The organism is Roseateles aquae, assembly GCF_032337115.1.
GTDB classification, from domain to species: domain Bacteria; phylum Pseudomonadota; class Gammaproteobacteria; order Burkholderiales; family Burkholderiaceae_C; genus Roseateles_C; species Roseateles_C aquae.
Map to the genome: position 1 here is coordinate 287,827 of NZ_JAVXZY010000005.1, position 20,452 is coordinate 308,278.

Annotated in this window: 14 protein-coding genes; all 14 read right to left on the reverse strand. The window is 62.5% G+C overall.

Annotated elements, in window-relative coordinates:
* Positions 1 to 476: 476 nt before the first annotated feature.
* Entirely contained in the window at positions 477 to 977 is a 501-nt protein-coding gene (locus RQP53_RS14240; protein ID WP_315651017.1) for a DUF4411 family protein, read from the reverse strand.
* Positions 974 to 2,116, reverse strand: a complete 1,143-nt coding sequence (locus RQP53_RS14245; protein ID WP_315651018.1) for a helix-turn-helix domain-containing protein — start codon at positions 2,114 to 2,116, stop codon at positions 974 to 976. Before RQP53_RS14245 ends, RQP53_RS14240 begins: the two co-directional genes overlap by 4 nt.
* Before the next feature lie 87 nt (positions 2,117 to 2,203).
* Positions 2,204 to 3,625 (reverse strand): SIR2 family protein, encoded by a 1,422-nt coding sequence (locus RQP53_RS14250; protein WP_315651019.1) that lies wholly within the window; start codon positions 3,623 to 3,625, stop codon positions 2,204 to 2,206.
* A gap of 97 nt (positions 3,626 to 3,722) precedes the next feature.
* Complete coding sequence (locus RQP53_RS14255; protein ID WP_315651020.1) at positions 3,723 to 6,920, reverse strand: type I restriction endonuclease subunit R; 3,198 nt, start codon at positions 6,918 to 6,920, stop codon at positions 3,723 to 3,725.
* 19 nt (positions 6,921 to 6,939) lie between these two features.
* Entirely contained in the window at positions 6,940 to 7,728 is a 789-nt protein-coding gene (locus tag RQP53_RS14260) for a hypothetical protein (protein WP_315651021.1), read from the reverse strand.
* Positions 7,725 to 9,068 (reverse strand): restriction endonuclease subunit S, encoded by a 1,344-nt coding sequence (locus RQP53_RS14265; protein WP_315651022.1) that lies wholly within the window; start codon positions 9,066 to 9,068, stop codon positions 7,725 to 7,727. The genes RQP53_RS14260 and RQP53_RS14265 overlap by 4 nt, the downstream gene beginning before the upstream one ends.
* Complete coding sequence (locus RQP53_RS14270; RefSeq protein WP_315651023.1) at positions 9,058 to 10,626, reverse strand: class I SAM-dependent DNA methyltransferase; 1,569 nt, start codon at positions 10,624 to 10,626, stop codon at positions 9,058 to 9,060. Before RQP53_RS14270 ends, RQP53_RS14265 begins: the two co-directional genes overlap by 11 nt.
* A gap of 8 nt (positions 10,627 to 10,634) precedes the next feature.
* Complete coding sequence (locus tag RQP53_RS14275; RefSeq protein ID WP_315651024.1) at positions 10,635 to 11,417, reverse strand: NYN domain-containing protein; 783 nt, start codon at positions 11,415 to 11,417, stop codon at positions 10,635 to 10,637.
* Between the two features lie 219 nt (positions 11,418 to 11,636).
* Positions 11,637 to 14,843 (reverse strand): hypothetical protein, encoded by a 3,207-nt coding sequence (locus tag RQP53_RS14280; RefSeq protein ID WP_315651025.1) that lies wholly within the window; start codon positions 14,841 to 14,843, stop codon positions 11,637 to 11,639.
* A gap of 160 nt (positions 14,844 to 15,003) precedes the next feature.
* A complete protein-coding gene (locus tag RQP53_RS14285) occupies positions 15,004 to 15,402 on the reverse strand; it encodes a hypothetical protein (RefSeq protein WP_315651026.1) in 399 nt (132 codons plus the stop codon).
* A 243-nt stretch (positions 15,403 to 15,645) separates the two neighbouring features.
* Positions 15,646 to 16,161 (reverse strand): hypothetical protein, encoded by a 516-nt coding sequence (locus RQP53_RS14290; RefSeq protein WP_315651027.1) that lies wholly within the window; start codon positions 16,159 to 16,161, stop codon positions 15,646 to 15,648.
* Entirely contained in the window at positions 16,158 to 17,606 is a 1,449-nt protein-coding gene (locus RQP53_RS14295) for a tyrosine-type recombinase/integrase (protein WP_315651029.1), read from the reverse strand. Before RQP53_RS14295 ends, RQP53_RS14290 begins: the two co-directional genes overlap by 4 nt.
* A 204-nt stretch (positions 17,607 to 17,810) precedes the next feature.
* Positions 17,811 to 18,755 carry a hypothetical protein gene (locus RQP53_RS14300; protein ID WP_315651030.1) on the reverse strand — a complete coding sequence of 315 codons (945 nt, stop codon included), beginning with the start codon at positions 18,753 to 18,755 and terminating at the stop codon, positions 17,811 to 17,813.
* A 127-nt stretch (positions 18,756 to 18,882) separates the two neighbouring features.
* On the reverse strand, positions 18,883 to 20,055 hold the full coding sequence (locus RQP53_RS14305) for a tyrosine-type recombinase/integrase (RefSeq protein ID WP_315651031.1): 1,173 nt from the start codon (positions 20,053 to 20,055) through the stop codon (positions 18,883 to 18,885).
* Positions 20,056 to 20,452 lie beyond the last annotated feature (397 nt).

Sequence of the window (20,452 nt, forward strand, 5' to 3'; positions counted from 1 at the left end):
GCGTACTGGGATGAACTCGCCGGACTTCGCGTCCCGGCCAATCTTGCGACCAGCTGCCATGATGTGATCCTTTCACTAAAGCAGCGTTGGATCCAACCTAAGAAGTCCATTGCTCAGTGCTGTTGGGCCTAGCTACGGCTTCAGCCGTGGCGTATGCTTAGTGGCTCTGCGTGCACGCAGGACGGCAGCCCTTGTCGGAAGGTTAAGGGTTTGCCAAAAGCCGCTCTCGGGTACCAGCCTTGAGCGGCTTTTTTCTACCTCAAGTTAGCACTCTATGTTGGAGAGTGCTAATGGCAACTATATCTGTGGATTCATACAGGCACAAGCGCTCGTAAGCCTGCCTACATCTGATCCGCACGCCGTCAACACGCGCGGGGGACGGGGGTGTGCACGGGCTAACTGCTTGATTGCAGCCGAGACGCTGACCAGATCAGGACCAGAAGGACCGGAGCGGTCCGCCATCGACATCGCCAGATTCAGTCCGCGAGGACGAATCGGGCATCCGTTCGGCTGAGCAGTTCGAAGGTGTCGATCCACGTCACGCCGAAGTGCTGGCACACATTGGGGATGCTGTACTTGCGCCGCATCTGCAGGTTGAACTGCTCGTGGGTCACGATGACGGCATCCCGAGTGGTCATCGCTTTGGCGATGAGCCAGGGGTCGGCGCCGTCCAGGAACTCTTCAAGCGCTCCAGCCTTCATCACCACCACCTGTGAGGCCACATGCGCAGCGACCTGGGCAAACGCCTGTTGCGTGGCCTCATCAGAGACGGGCAGGAACAGTCCGTCCTGATTCTTGGCCCATTCAGCAAGCTCGTCGTTGCCTCGCCTGAGTTCAGCGCCAACGGGTTCGATGCTGGCCACCACGCCGGCACCATGGCTGCGTTGCACCCAGCTCCAGTAGGCTGGGCACACCGTCATGCGGTAGTAGCGGTTCTTCGCCTCGATCAGCGTGTTGGCGTCAAGCAGATAGGTCATGCGCCAAGCTGCCCCGCGAAATCACGGATCTTCGATGGCTGCACCCCCAGCAGCCGGCCAGCGTCGCGCAGCAGCAAGCGGCCGCTGAATGCCTCAGCGATGACAGCACGGGCGAAGCGGGCGCTGTTCCTAGCGCCGGCATTCCGATAGAAGCTGCCACCGCCGCCCTCTGCTGCGCGGAAGGCATCGAGCTCTGCACGGTAGAAGGCCGAGTAGGTCGCTTGATCAATGAGGCCCATGTCCAGGGCTCTGCGGATGACGACGAACCGGCTCACATGGAATCGGTGTGCAAGCTCTGCCACACGCATAGTGAGGTCTTGCGCAGCCGCTGCCCACAGCTCGGCAAAGACACCCGACGGCGCAAGGAACTCACCGGCAACCCCGTTGCATACGATCTCTTCACGGCGGGTGTTGCCAGGCGCCGCGTTGGAAATCCCGCTGCTGCCGATCCAGATATGGGCAAGCTCATGGAGCAGCGTGAACAGTCGTGCCGATGGTGCATCGGAAGAGTTGATGAAGACGACAGGCGCCAGCGTGTGGCTGATCGCGAAGCCCCGGAACTCGCCCACGTCGAGCTTGCGATGGGTGTTGTTGCCAACGATGCCGCTGCGCATCACCAGCACCCCGGCACGCTCGGACGCTTCGATCAACTCGCGGTAGTACGTTTCCCAGTTGCGCTGCCCCTGCTCGACATCGACGCCAAGCACATCGCGAATGTCCTGGGCCACCCGCGCCACGCTGGAGTTCGTGTTGAAACGGCCGACGAATGGCAAGGGTCCGGCGCCTTGCTCCTGAAGGTACTCCGCGAACCAGGCCTGCCGCTGCATGGCGTGCTGGACCGTTTCCATGAGGTTGACACTAGGCCGGCCAGCAGGGGCGCCGCCCACGGTGCGCAGGTCAGGCAGGATGGGCTCATCGGCAGGCGCCTCGGGCAAGAACAGGTAGCCGAACGGCGCATGCAGCGCGCTCGCGACATGCTGAGCCTGCCTGAAGGTGGGCTGCGCGTCGCCTTCTTCCCAACGCTGGAACTGCTCTGGCTTCACACCTACGGCGATCGCCGCCTCGTGTACATCGAGACCGACGCGCCCACGCGCCCAGCGAAGCATCGCAGGGTTGATCAGTGCGTGAGAGTGCGCCATCCGCCTATTTTATGGAAACCGGCCGCTCCCTTGCTCAGGGCAATCGAGCAGCATTTTGGCCTATGTCCTGGACGCCGGGTGCTGGCCTCAACCCGAGGCTGCGACATTAGATACCAGGGTCTTGTCAACTTCGACAGCGCCTGTGTCAAGCTGGAGTGGTTCGCCCATCTGAAATCTACGAAAAAGGTCGACTGCGGCCTCGGTGTACTTGTGAGTAAGTTGGTCCGATTTGTGGCCGAGCTTGTATGCAATATGGTATCGGTTGTCAGTTGAGGTAATGTCAAAGCCGGTATCTTCGGCAATCTTTCCGATCATCACGCGGACTGGATGCCAGTGATCAAACCCAAGTTCCTGAGCGACACCACTAATGGCGTACTTGTAGTCAAGGTTGACTTTTGATGGGTCGGAAAGTGAAGTGACACCGAAAATCTTTGCGAAGTTCTCGCCCGACTCGACAGCATGTTCGAGTTGCTGAAAGTTGATCTCCACATGCTTCTTTGGGATGTCAGATCGAATGAGATCGATGGATCGAGCCATCAATGCCCGCAAGAGCTTAGTGTTTATTTTTTCTAAACTTCCTGCCTGACCGAATGCCCTGAATACCCATTCAAATGAGTTCGCGGAAATGCTCTTTATCCGAAGATTAATGTCTGGTGCGACAGAAATGACATACTCCCGGGCGGGGTAGGATGACTCGGTAATGTTTTCATCCCACTGTAGGATATAGATGTTGGGTACTGTGTCCGCCGTGGAGGCGCGAACCATGCGGTAAACATCATGCAGGATTGCCTTGATGTTGGGGTCGTCAGCGCGATATCCAATGAATATGAGTGGATGCTCGATAAAGTAGGTCAGCAGCTTGGCGCTTAGGTATTTGTGGTCTTCGTCGAAGCGCTGATAATCGGCTTCGTTAACAACGATCGAGAGTGGGATTGTTCGGCAGCCGTGGATTTTAAATATTTCACCAATCGCCAAGTAGCCCTTCCTCATTATTTGCTGGCCAACCACAGGTTCGTATTCTTGGAACAGCGGCTCGATTACTTGGTCATAGTTCGTTGTAATGATGGCGTGCGCGCTAATGCTCTTCAGTGCATCGATCTCGGCATCAAGTTCCTCAGAGCCATACGAGCCCTTTGCGTCGGGGCCGAGGCCGGTCAGCAACTGTGAGATCATGTACTTTATAAAGATGTCGGCAGGAACTGCAGAAGTAAAGTATTCGGCAGGAAAGTGCTCTTTGCCACTGCCCCATGCCCACTCTCGATAGATATCTGTAAATACAGAGCCAATCTTTTTCAGATCGCCGTTGTACGCTTGCTTGTAGTAGGCGAAGTCCTTTTCGATAAGAGGACAGTTCTTAGCAAGTGTTGTCAAGAGCTCCTCCCAGTTTGGACCTCTCGCATATCGCTTTGAGAAACCGGATCCGATGAATAGGATTGGTTGGCATTCAGCGTCGCCGAGGACTTTTGCCACGTCCGCTGTTACTTCGTCCTGATATTGCTTGTAGTTCATTGGCATCGAACGTTTCTCCCATTTTTCTCAAAGTCGGCGTGCTTTGGTGATTTTGCAGACGCCTTTTACGAGTTGAAAATCTTCGGTTGCTTGGCGTTCAAGACCAGCTCTCCCCCAACGCCTGCGCCTGCTGCAGCACCAGCTCCACCGCCGCGTCCTGCATGTCCGGCGGGTACTTGTACTTGCGCAGGATGCGCTTGACCATCAACCGCAGGCTGGCGCGCACACTCTCGCGCTCGGACCAGTCCACGCTCAGGTTCTTGCGCAGGTTTTCGGTCAGCTCATGGGCGATCTTCTTCAGCGTCTCGTCGGTCAGCTCCTTCACGGCCGACTCGTTGTTGGCCAGCGCGTCATAGAACCGGACCTCGTCGTCGGTCAGGCCCAGGGCCTCGCCGCGTGACGCCGCCTCGCGAAACTTCTTGGCCATCTCGACCAGCTCTTCCATGACCTGCGCGGTCTCGATCGAGCGGTTCTGGTAGCGGGTGATGACGTTGCCCAGCAGCTCGGAAAACTTCTTCTGCTGCACGACATTGCTGGCGAACTTGGACTTGATCTCGCCTTCCAGCAGCCGCTCCAGCAGCTCCACCGCCAGATTGCGCTCGGGCAGGTTCTTCACCTGAGCCAGGAACTCGTCGTCGAGCAGGCCGATGTTGGGCTTGTCCAGGCCGACCGCATCGAAGATATCCACGACAGCGTCGGACACTACCGCTTGGCTGATGATCTGGCGGATGGCCTGTTCGCGCTGCTCGTCGGTCTTCTTCTGCTGCGAGATGTCGCGCTTGGTCAGGATCACCTTGACCGCCTGCAGGAAGGCAACTTCCTCGCGCACGGCCTTGGCCTCGTCCAGGGTGCAGCACAGCGTGAAGGCCTTGCTCATGGCCAGGGCTGCGTCGGCGAAGCGCTTCTTGCCGTCGCGGTTGCCCTCGGTCTTCAGGCCAAGCACATGGTTGGCTGCACCCGCCAATGTCTTGTGGCCGCCGGTCAGGAAACCGCTCCAGTCGTAGCCGTGCAGCATGGCCCGCAGCACATCCAGCTTCTCGGCCAGCACGGCATAGGCCTCGTGCGCATCGACAGTCGGCCGGCCGCGGCCCTGGCTGGCCGTGTACTCGCGCATGGCCGCCTTCAGCTCGTTGCCGATGCCGATGTAGTCGACCACTAATCCGCCCTGTTTGTCCTTGAAGACGCGGTTCACGCGGGCAATCGCCTGCATGAGGTTGTGGCCCTTCATCGGCTTGTCCACGTACATGGTGTGTACGCAGGGGGCGTCAAAACCAGTGAGCCACATGTCGCGCACGATCACGAGCTTTAGCGGATCGGCCGGGTCTTTGAAACGCTTCTCCAGCCGCTTCTTGACCTGGCTGCTGTAGATGTGAGGGCGCAGCAATGCCTTGTCGCTGGCCGAGCCGGTCATGATGATCTTGACGGCGCCCTTTTCGGGGTCGAGGTCATGCCAGTTGGGCCGGAGCTTGACGATCTCGTCGTAGAGGTGGACGCAGATGTCGCGGCTCATCGCCACGACCATGGCTTTGCCGCGCTGCGCGGCATCGCGAGCCTCGAAGTGCGTCACCAAGTCGGCCGCCACGCTGGCCACGCGAGGCCCGGCGCCGACGACCTTCTCCAGCGCCGCCCATCGGCTCTTGAGCTTGGCCTGGGTGCTTTCCTCTTCATCCTCTGCCAGCTCGTCCACCTCGTCATCGATGGTGGGCAGGTCTTCATCCTTCAGGCGCAGCTTGGCCAGGCGCGACTCGTAGTAGATGGCCACGGTGGCACCATCTTCCTTGGCCTGTTGCATGTCATAGACATGGATGTAGTCGCCGAACACGGCACGCGTGTCGCGGTCGGCCGCTGAAACCGGCGTGCCGGTGAAGGCGACGAAGGTGGCATGGGGCAGGGCGTCACGCAGATGCTGGGCGTAGCCGACCTGGTACTTGGTCTTGTACGCAGGGGACTCAAAATCCCCCGCCGTGTGCGCAGGCTCGGCCCCGTCGGTGGTCAGGGCGCTGGACGCATGCCCGCTGCGGACCTTGACCTCCTTGAGCTTGGCCTCGAAACCGTACTGCGTGCGGTGGGCTTCGTCGGCAATGACGACGATGTTGCGTCGGTCGGAGAGCATGGGGAACAGGTCCTCATCCTCGCCGGGCATGAACTTCTGGATCGTCGCGAAGACGATGCCGCCGGAGGGGCGATTGCTCAGCAGCGTCCGCAGCTCCTGCCGCGTGGTCGCCTGCACCGGCTGCTCGCGCAGCAGGTCCTGAGCGAGGCTGAACACGCCGAACAGCTGGCCGTCCAGGTCATTGCGGTCGGTGATCACGACGATGGTCGGGTTCTCCATCGCCGGCTCTTGCATCACCCGGGCAGCAAAGCAGGTCATGGTGATGCTCTTGCCGCTGCCCTGGGTGTGCCACACCACGCCGCCCTTGCCGCGCAGTGCCGCGCTGCTGTCAGGCCGGGATGCCGCGACCACATGCTCGATGGCCGCTCGCACCGCATGGAACTGGTGATAGCCGGCGATCTTCTTGATCAGCCGCCCGTCGTCCTCGAAGAGCACGAAGTAGCGCAGGTAGTCCAGCAGCATCGCCGGGGCCAGCGCGCCGCGCACCAGCGTCTCCAGCTCGTTGAACTGGCCCAGCGGGTCCAGGTCCGCGCCGCTGATCGTGCGCCATTGCTGGAAGCGCTCTTCATCGGCCGACAGCGAACCCATGCGTGCTTCGCTGCCGTCCGAGATGACCAGCACCTCGTTGTACTGGAAGACGTCGGGGATCTGGGCCTTGTAGGTCTGGATCTGATCGAAGGCCTTCCAGATGTCGGCATGCGTGTCCGCCGGGTTCTTCAGCTCGATCAGCACCAGCGGCAGGCCGTTGACGAAGAGCACGATATCCGGCCGGCGCGTGTGGTGCGCGCCCTTGATCGTGAACTGGTTGACCGCCCACCATTCGTTGGCGGCCACATCGCCCCAGTCGATCAGCCGGACGAAGTCGCCGCGGGTCTCGCCATCCTTCTGGTACTGCACCGGCACGCCGCTGACCAGCAGCTTGTGGAAAGCGCGGTTGGCCGAGAGCAGGGCAGGGATGCCGAGATCCAGCACCTGCGCCAGTGCATCGTCGCGGGCGCTGGCCGGGATGCCGGGGTTCAGCTTATGAATCGCATGGGCCAGCCGGCCGCGCAGGAGTACCTGGCGGTAGTCGCTGCGCTCGGGCGTCGCGCTATCGGGCGCGATGTCGGCACCATGGCGGTGGACGTAGCCCAGCTCTGCCAGCCAAGACAGGGTGTCGGTTTCGAGTTGGTCTTCGGTCATGGGCTTTCTCGTTGCCAGGTCAGCTCGGGCTGGCTTCGGCATCAACTGCGGTCGCTTCTGCGGCGGTAGCGGGCGCGCAGGCGTGCAGCCACACGTTCAGAGCTCTTCCGATATTGACCGTGGCGACGTTGACACGTTCGTACGCTGAACCCAGAACCTGCTTGGCCGCTTTGGCTGGCCGAGAACCGTCCGGTCGTTGGAACTCATCAAAGCGCACCTCGTACGGTTGGCCCTCGGCTGGCTCCAGCGCCAGATTCACAGTGGGACCGCCGTGATGCTTGAGCTGATTAACCAGAGCATTGATTTCAAGAAATTCCGCGCTCTGCCGCAGTAGCTCGAATTCCTCACTCAACGGCACCAGTCTGGCGTCGGCCTGCTTCGTCTTCTTCAGAAAGTCAGCAATCGAGTGCAGATCGACGCGCCGCTTGAACGGCTCGCTGCCAAGGTTTAGCCCCAACGCGTAGAACACCACATGGGCCAGGATGTCGCAGGTAGCGTGGATGGCTTGAGCACAGGCGAACAGGTGTGCTTCACACTGGATGAAGAACAAGTTGCTTTGATCGGACTCCTGTCGACTACCGGGAAGCCCGATCGTCCAAATGTCAGTGCCAGCGGCCAAACGTTCGTCGACATGAGTGCTGACGATGCGTTGGTACTCGGCGTAGTGATAGTTCGCGTGGAGCATGCGAACGGTTGATGCGCGGAGCACGGGGCGGATTTTCCAGAGCTGACCGGGCCCCCAACGCGAGTTCACCAACCGACGCGTCTCGTCGATGTTCCATTGAGTGCTGGTCGATTCCGCGTTCATTGCAGAGCCGCGATTTCAGTTTCAACGGGCGGCAATCGGAGTTGGCCAGAGATCAGACGGGGGAGCAGGGATTCTCGAAGGGCTGCGAGCGTCTTTGCTCGCACCTGGTTCGCCGCGATGCACTTCCGCAGCGGGACGACGATTTCGTCAAAGCGCTTGACAACTGCTACTGGAGGGACGACGAGCGGGATGCCTGCCAGCTTGCCCCTGCTCAGTTCAGTCTGTCCTGTGGTGCCTTCTCCGAACTGCTCGATCTGGGGCTGCATGCGCATGAGTGTCAGCCCCAAGAAGTTCCAGCTGAGTCTTTCGTTCGTGCGAACGACTGTGACATGGGAATCGACGATCGATGGCTCTTCGAGTTCAACAAGCTGAGCGACGCGCCCCAACGTGCCTACGCCTGTTGAGTTCACGAGAACGTCACCCGGTTGCAGCTCGCGCCCTTCCACCTTCCTTTGGGCAGGGTCGTGCCTACGCGCCTTTGTTGAATCGACAGCGAAGTCTCGAACGCATTTCTGGTTTAGGACCAGAACGCCGCCCTTGTCAATGTACTTGGGTGAGATACCTCGGTTCAGATACGCAGTGCAGTCACCGAGGGTCGCAGTCCTCCAGCCCTTCGGCACCTGCCCTAGCTCCGAGTTCTCGAAGCCATCGGGGAAGAAAACGGCGATGGCTTCGTCCATACCTTCGGGGGGGCGGCCTTCGCGCTTGGCTCGCACGGGGTCGAAGTCCACGAACCAGGACTTGTACAGCGCCTGGGCAATGGCTTCCAGAGTGGCGTTGGCTTCGCGTAGCAGTGTGATGCGGTCATCGAGAGATCCAAGCACCTCGCCGATGGCGCGTTGGGTTTCAATGCGCGGGTAGCAAATCTTTAACCGCCGCTGCTGTGTCAGGCTGACATAGGGAAAGGTGTCTGTGTTGCCTGCCTCAGCCCAGACCTGCCGCATAAAGTACGGCGCCTGCATAAAGTAGTACAAGTAGTTGGTGTCAAGAACGTCTGTGCGTTTACTGCGATAAACCGTCACGCCAGGATTCGCGACGAAATCAGGCGCGCCCGCACCAACTCGTGCAATTCGACCCACCGTAGCGCGGTGAGTAAAGACGATATCGCCCGCCTTCCCCTTACCCTTCCTGATTCGCTTGAGCGCCGCCTCGTTGATGTGGTCGCATTCACGAAAGTTGACGGTGCCATTCGATAGATCGTCAGGCCGAACGAACGGAGTGCCCTGGTCAACGAACTCAGGCGCAAGCGGCCGATTCTCCCCATGGTTTCCATCTTCTACCCAGAGCACACCGTCGCTGACGAGTTCGATGACCGACTGGGTCGTGAGCTCAAAACTCATACCCAAGGCCTCCAAGCTTTGCCCGAATCAGCGCATCCAACTCCACCCCCTTAGCCATCTGCTCGCCCAGCCGCTCGGTCAGGCGGGTCATCTTGTCGGCAAAGGCCTCGTCATCGTTTTCGACTTCTTCGACGCCCACATAGCGCCCCGGCGTCAACACATGGCCGTGCTGAGCAATCTCGGCGAGCGGCACGCTGCGGCAGAAGCCCGGCACATCGCCGTACTCGCCAACCACCTCGCCGGTCGGGACTTCGCCACGCCAGGCAGCCACCGTAGCCGCAATGCGCTCGATCTCTTCATCAGCAAACTCGCACTGCACACGCGAGATCATGCGGCCCAGCTTGCGCGCGTCGATGAACAAGACCTGTCCCTTGCGCGCACCGGGCTTACTCTTGGCTAAGAACCAGAGGCAGGCCGGAATCTGGGTGTTGAAGAACAGCTGACCGGGCAGGGCCACCATGACTTCCACAACGTCGGCATCCACCATTGCCGCGCGGATGACGCCCTCGTTGTTCTGGCTGGAACTCATCGAGCCATTGGCCAGCACGATGCCGGCGCGGCCGGTGGGCTTGAGGTGGTGCAGCATGTGCTGCAGCCAGGCGTAGTTGGCATTGCCCTGCGGCGGGTCGCCGTATTGCCAGCGCGGGTCGCCCTCTAGGCTGCCGTGCCACCAGTCGCTGATGTTGAAGGGCGGGTTGGCCAGGATGAAGTCGGCGCGGAGGTCGGGGTGCTGGTTGCGCGTGAAGGTGTCGCCCGGCTCGCGGCCCAGGTTGAAGTCGATGCCGCGAATAGCCAGGTTCATTGCGGCTAGGCGCCAGGTGGTGGGGTTGGCTTCCTGGCCGTAGATGGATACGTCGCCCAGCTTGCCGCCATGGGCCTCGATGAAGCGCTCGCTCTGCACGAACATGCCGCCCGAGCCACAGCAGGGGTCGTAGACCTGCCCGTGGTGCGGTGCCAGTACGGCGACCAGCGTCTTGACGATGCTGGCCGGCGTGTAGAACTGACCGCCTCGCTTGCCCTCGGCGCTAGCGAACATGCCCAGGAAGTATTCGTACACCTGACCCAGCACATCGCGGGCACTACTCGGGTTCTCGCCAAAGCCGATGGTGGACACCAGGTCCACCAACTCGCCCATCTTGCCGTCGGGCAGCTGCGCACGGGCATAACGCTTGTCCAGGATGCCCTTGAGCTTGGGGTTCTCGGCCTCGATCAGGCTCAGCGCCTCGTCGATCAGCTTGCCGATCTCGGGCCGCTTGGCCTGGCCGCGCAGGGATTCCCAGCGGGCCGCCTCGGGCACCCAGAACACGTTTACGGCGGTGTAGTAGTCGCGGTCGTCGGCCTCGGCTGCCAGGTCTTCGAGGCTGACGTCGCCATAGAAGTACTCGTCGTTCGGGTCGGCCAACCGTGCCACCACCTCGGCCCGGCGCGCGGCGAAGGTGTCGGAGATGTACTTCACGAAGATCAGGCCCAGCACCAGGTGCTTGTATTCGGCCGCGTCCATATTGGCGCGCAGCTTGTCGGCCGTGGCCCAGAGGGTTTTCTTGATGTCGTCGAGCATGAATGAATTCAGGAAGCGGTAGCGGAGGCCGACGCCGGGGCGGCGGCCTTGGGTTTGAGGCTGACCCAGTGACCGGAGTTGTTCTCCTGGGCCAGCAGCAGTTCGGGGTAGGCCCGAACCATATCGGACAGTGCGGCGTGGCCGTAGGCCTTTGGCGAGAAGCCGGGGTCGGTGCGTTTGAGGTACTGGCCCAGCGCGCCTAGCCCGACGCGGCCGTCGGGCGTGTCGGCCACAAGCAGGCTCACGGCATTGAGCACGGCCTTGGGGCGCTTCTTGGGCACCGGCTTGGGAGCGGGCGGCGGTGCGGCCTTGGCCGCAGCCGCCGACCCTGCCGGCTCAGCGGGGGGCTCGGGGGGCAGCCATTCGAAGAACTGGTCGCTGGCGTTGCGCAGCGCATCGGGTGTCTTGGCCTCGCCGACGATGTGCACAGTGGCGCCGCGCTCGCGCAGCTTGCGGCAGAGGTAGGCGAAATCGGAGTCGCTGGTGACCAGGCAGAAGGTGTCGGCGCGCTGATCGAAGAGGGCTTCGACCGCGTCCAGCGCCAGCGCAATGTCGGCCGTGTTCTTGCCGGCGGCGTACTGGTACTGCAGGCAGGGCGTGAAGGCCAGGCGCACGAGCGCTTCCTGCCACTTGTTGGCCAGGGTGGCGTGGTTGCCATAGCCCCGCCGCAGCACCACCCGCCCAAACTGGGCGACGACCCGCAGCGCATATTCCAGAATCTCGGGCGTGGTGTTGTCGCAATCCACCAGGACCGCCACCCTGGAATCCATACCCGAATCGATTTGTGCCATCGAATTCTTCTCCCCTATTTGGGTATCGATGATATTCGGGGTGCGTACGGACTAACTCAGTGGAAGTTCGATCTGCGGCGGGCGTTTCTACTTACGACGACAGCGCGGCGTCTATGAAGCAACGAAGCCCCGTTGAGCACAGCTCAACGGGGCTTGGTCATGGGCACCTGGCTGGGGTTTGGCGTTGCACACCCCAGCCAGGTGCTGAACCCATCGGTCCTAGACCTCGGCGACCAGGAACCGCTCGACCTCCAGGGTTGTGAATCGGCCCTTCACCAGCGCCAGGAACCGCTGCACATCGGGCGCGTGCACTGCGACGTTTTCATTGAGCACCGACCGGCCAGCGTTCTTCACATCGTGGAGCTTCACCGGATAGCCCTGCTCAGTGAGCCAGGTCGCCAGCTCGGCTTGGCTGAGTCCAGGTTCGGCGAGCCCCCAGGCGCGCTTGACGAACGCGCATAGGAACGTGCGCACGACGATGCGCAGGTACTTGTCCTCGCCGCCGCGCGCATAGACGCGGCCCGTCACCCCGCGCGTGGTGCTGCCGCCTGCCGTCGCCCGGTCCTTGCCATCGGACTTCGATGACACGATCGACGAGTCCGAGACTGCCTGGTCGACGCGCACGATCCTGCGGTTGCGCAGCCGCAGCATCATCTCGGCGCGCCAGCGATTCCAGTCGTCCATGGACTTGAGGCAGTTCGTCTGCCGCCACCGATCAAAGATCGTCCGCACCAGTTCGCCCTGCTCGGCCGTGGGCCAGGGCACAGTGTCGAAGGCCAGATGCTCTACGCCGAAGCCCTCCACCTGGACCATTCGGGCATCGACCGGCATGCGCTTGAAATCGAACTCCAGCGCCACCTTCACGTCCTTGGGCTCCTTCTGAAAGTCCCAGTCGTTCTCCAACTGCTGGCGGGCCGAAAAGGGCATGTCGCGCACGAGGACCTGCCCGGGGTAGCGATTCAAGGCCAGGCGCACCATGAAGTCGGACTGACCAGCCGGGCTCATCAGCCACTGTCGATGGGCCTCGTCGCCGTCGAGCACGACCTTGTGCCCAGCTTTGGCGATGACCAAGGGATGGTCGCCATCGGGCAGCGTTGTGAACTGCCCGCGGGTGCGGGCTGCGAAGACCTGCCGGACCTGGTGCTTCAGCTCGATCATGGACGTGCCCGGCGCCACCCGGTCAACCAAGGCCTGGTAGCGCCGACACATCTCGCCGCTGAGATCCATCTGCTCTGGCGGCACGTCGATGAGCATGCCGTCCGTCGTCACCGATATGGCCGTGGCGCTGGCTGGCAGCTTCCACAGGATCTCGCCCACCACGGCACGGATGAAGCCGCATACCAGCGCTGCGATCGCCGCTTCAGACATTCGCGACGGACCGACCAGGCGACTCTCCATCTCGCGCGGCCCGAACTGCCGCTTGCCCTTGTGGCCCTGGCCGACCTTGCCATAAACGCCGTTCCCGATCACCTTCATGAACTCGAAGGCGAGTGACTTCCGGCGGAACAGCAGGCGCATCTGCCGCACGTAGATGGCAAAGCTCTCCATAGGCCGATAGCCCGTGTCACCGTGCGACTCCGGCGGAAAGGCAAGGCCCGGCAGTGCCAACATGCCGCGTGCCGCTTCATCGAGCAGGTCTTGATCAAGGCTAGCAGCGGTCGCCTTGGCCGACTTCTTCGCGGACTTGGCCGGGGCACGCAAGCGCTGGGCGCTTTCCAGGAAGACGTCAGCGCGCTTCTTCCAGGGAATCACCACCGCGAACAGGATCTCGATCTCGGCGCCCATCGCAAGGGCCAGCTCGATCTCGGGCGCCGTAGCGATGCTTATCCCCTCCTGCACAAAGTACAGCCCGAAGTCACCGACCCGCTGAGGCAGACAGGGGAATCGGGTGCCCGCCGGAAACTTGCACTTCACCTGGGCGAACGCCGCGACGTGGCCGATTAGGTCCTTCACATCCCGAGTTGTGTAGGCCTTTGAGTAGTCCAGCGACTGCACGTAGGCCAAGCCAGTGACATAGGCCCCAGCCAGATCCGGGTCGTAGAAAGTCCCGACCTTGGATGGGCCGAACTGGAAGCACTCATTCCGCCCACCGAGGAAGGCGTCGGAAACGAACGGCTCCAGCCAGCGCCGGATGGGCGTCGGAACCCGCTCACTGATCGTGATAGGTCTGTCGTCGCGCGTACCCCAGGCCGTGCGCTTGCGCGTCTCGAAATTCAGCGCGACATCCGGGTGGACACCATCCCGCCGCATGCACTGCTCGGCCAGCCGAACCGCAATGCCGCTGACCGTCGATGACAGCCCTCGCAGGCCCAGGAACCGGTCGCAGAACCACATCGTCCAGATCGCGTACAGCGCCGCCAGGCGCGCGTCGTGAACCGCGTATTCACGGAAGCGTGCCGGCTCCTTGCGAGCGAAGCTGAGCATGTCCTCTTTGCTGAAACCCGCCGGCAGCTCGATCTTGGGCTCGCCCAGCCACTGCCCGATCTTCTCCAGCGGCGTCCCCGGCGGGGCGATGCGGCTGGTGTCGACGATGCGGACCTTCAGCTGGGTCAGGTCGATGCCGTTCTCGACCAGGAAGTGGTACTTGCTCTTGAGTCTGGTCTCACGAGCGAAATTCGCGCTCGGCTTCAGAACGGCTGGCTCGGCCACCGTTGCGAAGGTGCCGTTCACGCCGTCCAACTGGCCGCGCAGCTCCTTGAAATCAGAGAACGCCGTCAGGTCCGCCCGCGTGAAGTGCCCGGCCAGCAGCACTTCGTGTGGCCATTCGTCGATGACACCCTCTGCATCCGCTTCGTCCAGCAACTCGGCCAGCGCGTCGGACAGACGAGGACGGTAGCCCTGGCCATCGGGCCCAATCAGCTCGATCACTTTGACGTGCGTCTTGCCGGTGGGGCCGATCAAGTAAAGCTGGACGCAAATAATCAAATTCCGACCGCGCTTGGAGCGGACCCACTCAGCATCGAATCCCACGACGACGCGGGGGCCAAGGGCTCGGATGATGCCGCGCCGCCCCTGCCTGTCCAGACCAGCTCGCTTCAAGGCATGCTGCAAGTCTGTTGGGCCGGCAGGGCGGCCCGCCTGCCGGAGCGTCAGGTAGTCGGCCAGCGCTTGGGCGTCGAGCAGACGCTGATCGGCCATGCCGTCACCGTCGTCCTCCCCTCCACCGCCCAGCAAGGCAGCGTTGCCAGGTTCCACCAACTCCTGCCGGATCAAGGCCATGAAGCGGGCATCGAAATGGGACAGCAAGTCCTCGTCGCCGCGGCTCGGACCGGGCTGGATGGGCTTGCCGATGGCGGCGCGAAGCAAGCCTCCAGTCATCGCACAAGCATCGATGGCGGCGCGGCTTGCTGCGACGCCCCCAGTTACCGAATCCCGCCCGGGATCGAGGCCTGCCGCGTGCAAGACCTCGTCGGTGTCAAATTGCATGTCTTTACTCCCCCATCGGATAAATGACACCGGCAGCGGCCATCCAGGTCGCCACTGCCGAAGGAAGAAAAAAAAGACCGCCATCGAGGCGGTCTGCTTGGAACTTGCGAGCGAGCGTCCTGGCGCAGCGATCAACGCATCACTTCGCCAGGGCCGCGCTTCAATCCTTGGGTGCGCTCGTGCTCGTCATCGGCGATGCCTGTACCGAAGCCAGGGGCGACGCCGATGCTTCGCGCGCGTCAGCCGACAACTGCCGGCGCGGCGGCACGAGCGCATGCATCGGCGTCTCGGCCGGCACGGGGGCTTGGGGGGCTGCTTCGGCATCGTGCAGGAACCGCCAGTCGGGCTGCTTGGCGCGACGCGGCGAATTCATCACGTCGAGCAGGATGGCGGCGATGGCGTTGCGCTTGTCCACGTCGGTGCATTCGATCCAGTTGATCATGCGACCGCGGTCGTCCAGCACGCCGACACCGTTGTCGTAGAGCGAGACGCGGGCCATCTGCTCGATGCGCAGCAGCGAGCCGTCGGGCATCTGGATGGCTTTGGAGAAGTTGTACATGGGGGCTCCTGGTCATGAGTTGGTGGAATGCGCCCCCGCACACCCTGTGCGGAGATCGCGAAGCCCCTGTCGACAGCACCGGCCAATGCCGCGGGCAGGGGGGGGCGACCGCGCAGACATCGTCTTGCGGGTCGGAAGCTCGGACGACGCGAGCGTCGGTGCGAGCGGGGCACTCAGCGAAGCCACCGCGTCCGGTGGCCGCTGAGAACTGGCCGCGAGGGCCAGTAGGACCGCTGGATGCCTTCAGGCGTAAGGCAGCCAGCAATGCAGGCGTTCCTCGGTGTCGAGGATCGCGATACCGAAGTGGAAATGGATCGCATGGAAGCCGTTCATCCAGACCACGCTGCTGTTGTCTTTGCAGCGCGACAGCAGCTGGCCGAGAGACAGCGCATCGACCTCGATCAGCGAATTGCTGAAGGCGCTCACCGGCTTGGGGACCTCGCCGCCTCGCGGCGTCCAGCTGCCGAGCACACCCGTCCTGGACATATGCGCCACGCCCTCGTGAAAGGTGACGTTCTGGCCATGCCGCGTAGCGTTCCAGAACTTGGCCATCTTGCCCGCGAGACGACGGATTTCATTGCCGACCGAGACCGGGTCGACCCAACTGGTGTTCGGCGTCAGCACCTCGTCGGCGGTGGCGATGAACTCGTCGGTGAAGTCGCCCGCATCGCTTGATTCAGAGCGCGGAGGCCTCATGCCGCTGATGTGCAGGCCGCCGTCCTCGTAATCACGTTCATCGCCGAAGGTTTCAGTAATCATGCTTGCTCCATGGAAGAGGTCAGGGACGAAGAGGCCGGCAGGGAGCCGGCGGGATCAGACGGTCGGGCCTGGGCTGCGGCCAGGCTGCTTTGGTACATGCTGGCGGCGCCGACGACCACCTGGCGGCTGCAGCGGGGCGAGGTGGCGACGTAGCGCTCGGTCACCTTGACGCTGCTATGCCCGAGGACGCGGCTGACGTCATGGATGGTGCTGTCGCGCTCGTCAGCCTGCACGGCCCAGGTCGCGAAGGTCCGGCGCAAGTCATGCATGCGCAGCCCTTCGATGCCGGCGCGGGCCAGCAGTTCGGCATAGCGTTTGCCAGGGCGGCTCATGTGGCTGCGTCCATTGCGCGAGGGGAACAGGTACGGGTTGACGCGGATCGCCTGCAGCTCCCGGACCACGCCTAGCGCTAGGTCCGACAACGGCACGATGCGCGGCCGGCCGCTCTTGGAGTTGGGGATCACCCAGGTCGCGGCGCGGATGTCGATGTCCTCGTGCAAGGCGTGGAGCGCTTCGCCCGAACGACCGCCGGTGAAGAGCAGGAACTTGCAGAACAGCTGGACCTTGACAGGAGAGTCTTGCAGGCCCGCGTCGAAGTCGGCCACCTCGTCCGCATTGAGAATGCGGGTGCGGTTCGGGTTCTCCGGCTTCATCGCCAGCACCTTGGCCGGATTGCTATCGATCAGACCGCGCCGATGGCACCAGGAGAAGAAGGCCTTGGCAGCCGCGCGGTAGCGGTTGTCGGTGGAATGCTCGCGCCGCTTGTTGCCCAGCGCATCCTTGTCTCCGCACAGGGTGTCGTACACGCGGATGAGCGTGGCCGGCCGCACCTCGCAGACGGGCATGTCGCCGATCTGATGGGCGAGCAGGCGAAGCCGGGATCGATCGCTGTCGATTGACTTCTTGTCGGCGCGATCGTTCAGGTACTGCTCGATCACGACGTTGACGGGCATGGAGCCCAGGCGCGGGTCCGTGCCGTGTTTGGCCAGGGCGATGGCCCGCTCGTGCTTGATCAGCATCTGCAGATGGGTGCTGGGCGGCACCGTGCCATAAGTGTTCCAGACGTGGCGTCCCTCGAAGGGAATCCGCCCGCCGTAGGTGACGTGGTCCTGACCGGGCGTTTGCAGCGTCCTCAGGTACTTGACGCCGGGAACGGACTTCTCGACGGGGCGGCGAGCCGCCGGCACGGGACTCGACGGCTCGCCCTCGGCGGCGGCGCCCGACGCGGGGACCAACCGGAGACGACCGGCCGGGCTGCCCCGCGGTGCAGTGCCAGGAACAGCGGCGCCGGTAGCTGTAGCCCCGGAAGCTACAGCTCCGATGGCGGTCCCGGATTCGGCGCCGGCTTGCGGCGCGGGGGCGCCCAGCACCGCGACCGCGATGCTGGACGGCGGGGTGGAACGCTCGGTGGCGTCCTGCGGTGTCGCCTCGACATTGAGTGACATGAATCCTCCTGTTCGACGGTTCGATCAGCGACATGCCGATCTCGAACAGGGAGTGTCATTTCCGCAAAACAGGGCTCGGACAGGGAAAGACTGCACGACACCTCGTGCATGTCCGACCCGAAACCATGGCCCTTGGACTCAGGCCCCCTCTCCGCTGCATCGCCCCCTTGCGGTTCCTCCGCGTGGAGAACGACACGCTGACGCCTAGCGAGACCGCGCCAGCGCCTGCAGCATGGGCAGCGTCGGCCAGTGCTCTCGCTGGGCCAGCCTCAGCGCGCGCGTCAGGGACGTGCTCATGCCGCGATCCAGTCGCTTGCGCTCGGCTTCAGCATCGGTGGGCCCTTGCTCGGGCGGCCGCAGCGCCTGCAGGTGGTGCATGCGCTTGAGGTTGAAACACTGCTGCAGGATCTGCGTGGTGACATGCCCGTACACCTTCAGGCACAGCAACGCGCAGGACTCGGCGAACTGGCGACGGATCTCATGGCCGTTGTCGACCAGCAGGGCCTTGATGCCAGCGTCATCGTCCCGGGTCAGCAGGTCCCTGTACAGCGCGGCCATGGCAACGACGTCCTCACGAACGTCCGAGATGCGCTCGCGATGACCGTGCCCGATCATCTGGTCGACAAGCACGTGACGACCGATCTGCTCCATCAGCTTGTCGAGTCGCTCGAGCGCAGCGGCGGATTGGTTGAAGGCGCTGGTCAATCGATCCAGTTCCTTTTTGTAGAGTCCGTGGTGATGAAGCCCGTAGTCGCGCAGGATTTCGGTCATCCATCCTGTGAAAAGGAAGGCCCGCTCGCGATGGCACACAGGAGCGGTCAGCATTGCCGAGTTCGTGCGCGCTCTCAGGCCATCTTCAAGTGCGACTATCAGCGACAGCAAATCGCCCTTTGCAGGGTACTCGTCGACATAGGCACATAGCTCGTGGTCGGCACGCCGCAGACGCTCTTCGCGCATGTCCTCAGGGGCATCCGCAGCCATGCCCTTCTCCACGGCAGCCGCCCAGGGCTTGAAGAGATCGATGAATTCTTCGGTACTGTCGTGCGTCTCAAGTTCGATGACCGAGCCCCTGGCGGCGCCAAGACTCCCGCGTTTGGGTAGGGCGGCTATCAGGTCAGCAAGCAAGTGCTCAGGCGGGACGGAGCTCATGGCTAAGTGCGTCTGAAAATGGAGTTAGGTATGGCAACTGGCGATGATATGCATGGTTACAGGGTGATGAGAAAGGGTGTCCTGCAGCAGGAAAAAAAGAGAGCGAAATTCGCTCTCCGAAATTTCGTCAGGCGCCGGATGCTGCAGCCGCGTTGGTCAGAATATTGGAGATCATTCCAGATGCTTCGCGCAGCTGATGTTCTTGCGCATGCGCGTACTTCGCCGTCACCGCCAGTGTCTGGTGGCCGGCAAGCCAACTTGCAACTTGCAGCGGGTAGTGCTGGGCAACTAACGTGATATGTGAGTGTCGTAACGAGTGAACAACGATGTCACTGATTCCGGCCCTTTCGATGACACGCTTGAATGCCTTTCTGGGGTCGGCCATATGAGCATCTCGGCCGTCGCGCGCAGGGAATACCCAGTCCCACCGCGAGACATTTCGCTGTCGCTTAACGATCTCCAGCGCAGTTTGATTCAGGTACACGGTGCGAGCCTTGTTGTTCTTGACGTTGCGAAGGCGCCAGGTTGCCGTTTCGATGGAGATGTCACTGAACTTGGCGGTCAGCGCTTCCCCACGTCGCACGCCGACGGCCAGCAGGAACTTGAATAGCGAGGCTGCCGTCTGATTCGGCTCGCAATCGAGTGCCTGCATGAATCGCCGGAGTTCATCGCCTGCCAAGTAGCGCTGCCTGTGGTTGTTCTCGGGGTGCATTCGCACACCGCGGCATGGGTTCTTCTCTAACTTGCCCCACACGATGGCCAAGTTCAAGGATCGTTTCAGCAAGGCCAAGACGCGGTTGGCCGTGGCCGGGCTGAGTCGGTCCTTGAGCATGTCATGGTGTCGCTGAATGCCCTGCGTCCGGATTTCACCGATCGGTGTCGCCCCGAATTTTTCCTGGAGGTGCCGCTTCCACCTGCCCAGAGAGTCGCGGTAACTGCGCTGGGTTGCCTTGAAGTGCTTGAGAGCGTCCTCCTCCATGAAGCGCGTCAAGGTGATGCCGCGAAGCATGGCCTCTTGGGTGCGCGAAAGTTGAGGGTCAGTTCCCCGCGCGATCTGAGCACGTGCCTCGCTGGCAAGCAGGCGGGCTTCATTGATGTCGATGGCCGGGTACTCGCCGATCTTCATCGAGCGCTTGCTGCCGTGGAAGGTGTAGCGCAGCAGCCAAGCCTTGCGCCCCAGCCTGTTGACGACGACGCGCAGGCCGGCAATGTCGGTGTCGCTGTACTCGACCTCGCGTGCGACTGCATCGGGCGCGAGCGCATCCAGCGCCTTCTTGGTGAACTTGAATTGACGTTTCATCGGGCAACTCGTGATGTCTTGCCCCCTGGCACCATCTTGCCCCGGGCGGAGCCCCACGAAGTACAAGTCCGTGGGGCTGCCGGCTTGGTCTGGCGTCCAGTGGGCATAGGTTGAAGAAGGGCGTGGCGATGCCAGCGCCAGCGCACGGACCAGCGCGGCACCGGACATGCCCCCGGTCTATTTCTGGTCCCTCTGGCGCGGTGACGCGTCCATCGGCGTGTCGGGGTGCGCTTGAAGGCCAAAGTGACGCACCGTGTCTTGCCACGCTGCACGTTCGGCATCACGGCGTGAAAGTCCGCCCGAGTGCTGTCGTATCGCTGCCCTCTCGGACCAAAATTCCTGCCGATCTTCATCGGCCAGGCTCTCGACCAGCAATGCAAGGTCGTGGTCGAGTGGC

Bases quoted from the DNA above. Each gene is read 5' to 3' on its own strand.
- RQP53_RS14240 (WP_315651017.1), bottom strand. From the start codon at position 977: ATGACCTATCTGCTTGACGCCAACACGCTGATCGAGGCGAAGAACCGC.
- RQP53_RS14245 (WP_315651018.1), bottom strand. From the start codon at position 2,116: ATGGCGCACTCTCACGCACTGATCAACCCTGCGATGCTTCGCTGGGCG.
- RQP53_RS14250 (WP_315651019.1), bottom strand. From the start codon at position 3,625: ATGAACTACAAGCAATATCAGGACGAAGTAACAGCGGACGTGGCAAAA.
- RQP53_RS14255 (WP_315651020.1), bottom strand. From the start codon at position 6,920: ATGACCGAAGACCAACTCGAAACCGACACCCTGTCTTGGCTGGCAGAG.
- RQP53_RS14260 (WP_315651021.1), bottom strand. From the start codon at position 7,728: ATGAACGCGGAATCGACCAGCACTCAATGGAACATCGACGAGACGCGT.
- RQP53_RS14265 (WP_315651022.1), bottom strand. From the start codon at position 9,068: ATGAGTTTTGAGCTCACGACCCAGTCGGTCATCGAACTCGTCAGCGAC.
- RQP53_RS14270 (WP_315651023.1), bottom strand. From the start codon at position 10,626: ATGCTCGACGACATCAAGAAAACCCTCTGGGCCACGGCCGACAAGCTG.
- RQP53_RS14275 (WP_315651024.1), bottom strand. From the start codon at position 11,417: ATGGCACAAATCGATTCGGGTATGGATTCCAGGGTGGCGGTCCTGGTG.
- RQP53_RS14280 (WP_315651025.1), bottom strand. From the start codon at position 14,843: ATGCAATTTGACACCGACGAGGTCTTGCACGCGGCAGGCCTCGATCCC.
- RQP53_RS14285 (WP_315651026.1), bottom strand. From the start codon at position 15,402: ATGTACAACTTCTCCAAAGCCATCCAGATGCCCGACGGCTCGCTGCTG.
- RQP53_RS14290 (WP_315651027.1), bottom strand. From the start codon at position 16,161: ATGATTACTGAAACCTTCGGCGATGAACGTGATTACGAGGACGGCGGC.
- RQP53_RS14295 (WP_315651029.1), bottom strand. From the start codon at position 17,606: ATGTCACTCAATGTCGAGGCGACACCGCAGGACGCCACCGAGCGTTCC.
- RQP53_RS14300 (WP_315651030.1), bottom strand. From the start codon at position 18,755: ATGAGCTCCGTCCCGCCTGAGCACTTGCTTGCTGACCTGATAGCCGCC.
- RQP53_RS14305 (WP_315651031.1), bottom strand. From the start codon at position 20,055: ATGAAACGTCAATTCAAGTTCACCAAGAAGGCGCTGGATGCGCTCGCG.